This window comes from Exiguobacterium sp. A1_3_1 (assembly GCF_048985645.1).
Taxonomy (GTDB): domain Bacteria; phylum Bacillota; class Bacilli; order Exiguobacteriales; family Exiguobacteriaceae; genus Exiguobacterium_A; species Exiguobacterium_A indicum.
Genome location: NZ_WBYY01000266.1, coordinates 1 through 2,912 on the forward strand (window position 1 = coordinate 1; position 2,912 = coordinate 2,912).

At 48.8% G+C, this 2,912-nt stretch carries 4 protein-coding genes; 3 read left to right on the top strand and 1 reads right to left on the bottom strand.

Translation table 11 applies throughout. The features are described from left to right. On the top strand, nucleotides 1–558 hold a 558-nt coding region (locus F8N00_RS17460), incomplete at its 5' end, for a cation:proton antiporter (RefSeq protein ID WP_421018683.1). 50 nt (nucleotides 559–608) lie between these two features. Here the strand turns inward: F8N00_RS17460 and F8N00_RS17465 are convergent. Further along, entirely contained in the window at nucleotides 609–1,133 is a 525-nt protein-coding gene (locus F8N00_RS17465; RefSeq protein WP_133207409.1) for a dihydrofolate reductase family protein, read from the bottom strand. Nucleotides 1,134–1,216: 83 nt separating this feature from the next. Between F8N00_RS17465 and F8N00_RS17470 the strand changes: the two genes are divergently transcribed. Then, nucleotides 1,217–2,125 (top strand): helix-turn-helix transcriptional regulator, encoded by a 909-nt coding sequence (locus F8N00_RS17470; protein WP_421018684.1) that lies wholly within the window; start codon nucleotides 1,217–1,219, stop codon nucleotides 2,123–2,125. A 56-nt stretch (nucleotides 2,126–2,181) separates the two neighbouring features. Next, a partial coding sequence (locus F8N00_RS17475) for a cation:proton antiporter (protein WP_421018685.1) occupies nucleotides 2,182–2,912 on the top strand: 731 nt, incomplete at its 3' end.

The following is a 2,912-nucleotide window of genomic DNA, read 5'->3' on the forward strand; positions in this document are numbered from 1 at the left end:
GTCTTCATCATCGTCGTCTTTGCTGCCTTGTTCTTCATCGCCGGATTCTCGGAAACGATTCATGTTGCAGAAGCAATCGGGGCGTTGTTACTCGGTCTCGTCTTCTCGGAAACTGATCAAGGCGAACGGATCGAACATCTCGTCGTCCCATTCCGTGATTTCTTCGGTGCGATCTTCTTCTTCAGTTTCGGGTTGAGTATCGATCCGACGATGTTACTTGACGCCGTTTGGCTCGCACTCGGTGCCGTCGTCATCACGATCATCGGAAACTATGTGGCTGGTATGATCGCGGGACGTAAAGCAGGTTTGTCACACAAAGCATCCTCGAACATCGGCTTGACAATCGTCTCGCGTGGGGAATTCTCGATCATCGTCGCGAATCTCGGAATCGCTGGTGGGTTGATGGACATCTTGTCACCATTCTCAGCCTTGTACGTCTTGATTCTCGCCATCCTCGGACCGTTGATGACGAAGGAATCAAAACGGATTTACAACGTCATGAATAAAATCTTCAAGTGGACGGAACCAAAAGAGAAAAAAACGAAGAAAAATGCCTGACTGATATAAACGAACAACCGGTTCGCTTTCCCGAACCGGTTGTTGTTGTTTTAAGTCAAGACTTCATACGTCGCCATCAGGAATTGTCCCGAATGGCGACTTGCTGTCAAACGAAGATTCGTTTCATTCGTCCCTTCCGGAAACAGCGGGATGCCTGTTCCGAGGATGACGGGTGCGATCGCCAGTTCAATCGAGCGGATGCGTTTTAAACGCAACGCTTCTTGAATCAATTCGCCACCACCGACAAGCCAGACGTTACCTTCGATCGTTGGCGTGATCCGGTCAAGCAGTTGATCGAGCGGTTCATCCGTATAGGTGACCGTCTCAGACGTTCGTTGCGTCCGACTATAGATATAACTCGGAATATCTGCGTAAGGGTATGTCTCGCTGAGTTGCAGGACCTCATCATATGTTTTTCGTCCCATGATGACGGCACCGACTTGATCATAGAACGCTTGATAACCATTATCCCCGTCTCCGGCAACGGCAAATAACCAATCAAGTGAACCGTCGAGTCTAGCAATTTTCCCGTCAAGACTACAAGCGATATAAAGAACGGTCGTAGGTTGTGACATCCATAATTCCTCCTTTTGCATCGTGTGACTTCATCTTAGCGTATAATGACGACAAAAGATGTCGTTATTTGAGGAGGAAATGTATGAATACGAGACAATGGCGTTTAGTCCGCTTGTTAAACCGGGGGGAGCACTTCTCTGCACGGATGCTTGCGGAAGAATGTCAGGTGTCGATCCGGACGATTCAACGGGACATGACGGTACTTGAAGCAAATGGTTATCCGATCTACAGCGAACCAGGCGTAGCGGGGGGTTACTGGATGCTGCCGCACCGGAACATGCCGCCACTCGTCTTGACGGATGAAGAGACGATTGTCTTATTCATCCTTCTGGAATGGGTCGGACAGATTCCCGATTTTCCATTCGGTACGATTCGACAGGAAGTCGCTGAACGCTATGCGAACGAGTTACCGAAAATGACGGAGCAACAGATTGTAAAATGGAAAGACCGCTTTCGCTTTCAAACGGTCGACACACCACCGTCGCCGCAAAATCCAGCGTTACTCGACTTGTTAGAGAGCGGACGGATGGGGAATATTCTGTATGAGACGACAAAAGGACAACGCATGATCGTCGTAGATCCGATTGGTTTATCGTTCGAACAGAATCGCTGGTACTTCTATGGACAGACGAATCGAGGGTATCGCCAGTTCCGTGTTGATCGGATCAAAGACGTGACGCTTCATGAGTTGCCAGCAACCGAGTTAACCTTTTCAGATTTGGAACAAGACATGACACGTGTACCGATGACGACGGTGAAACTGGAAGTATCACCATTAGGCGAACGGTTGCTAGAGGGGATTTTACCGATTCAGTCGGAACGAACATGGTTGGTTCCGGAAACCGAACTGCCGTATCTCGGACGCCAATTGATGCGGCTCGGTCCGGAAGTTCGAGTCCTTGAACCACTCGAACTCCGGGAGCAGTTGATTCGTCAAGCAGAAGAAATGATTGCTGTGCAACGGTCCGATAAGGCGCTCGGACAGGATTGATTAAAAAACTATGTTAGGATATAGGTAGAAAGAAACAATAGAGGAAGGGGTCTTCCATGGAAACACTATCATTGATTTTATTGATGCTTGCGCTTATTTTATTGACGCAAGTCATCGGACATTACATCCGTTTCATCCCAACGGCTTTGATTCAAATCATTGCCGGAACCGTCGCCGCTCTCCTGATGAGTGGTTTGACGATCGAGGTCGAATCCGAGTGGTTCCTCCTCTTATTCATCGCACCGTTACTTTACAACGATAGTTCTCACTTCCCACGAGAAGATTTATGGCGGATGCGGACAGCGATCTTCGGGAACGCGATCATTCTCGTCTTGTTGACGACGATCGTCGGAGGATACTTCATCAACTGGTTGATTCCAGTTATTCCAGTCGCTGCTGCCTTTGCTTTAGCTGCGATTTTATCGCCGACCGATCCGATTGCCGTCAACGGGATTGCGAAACGTGTCCAGATTCCAGAACAGATTCTGACGCTCGTCCGTGGAGAATCGCTGATCAATGACGCATCGGGACTCGTTGCGTTCAGTTATGCGGTCGCTGCTGTCGTCACAGGGTATTTCTCGCTTCAAAGCGCAACGACTGAGTTCTTCTACATGTTCATCGTCGGAGCATTGATCGGATTGACGATTTCACTCGCGATGAACTTTCTCAAGGTTCGCTTGCGTCGCGCCGGCATTGAAGATGTTGTCTTTTATGCCTTATTGCAAATTTTAACGCCATTCATCATCTTCTTCATCGCCTGTCTCTTATACACATCTCCGAGCCCACG

Bases quoted from the DNA above. Each gene is read 5' to 3' on its own strand.
- F8N00_RS17465 (WP_133207409.1), bottom strand. From the start codon at position 1,133: ATGTCACAACCTACGACCGTTCTTTATATCGCTTGTAGTCTTGACGGG.
- F8N00_RS17470 (WP_421018684.1), top strand. From the start codon at position 1,217: ATGAATACGAGACAATGGCGTTTAGTCCGCTTGTTAAACCGGGGGGAG.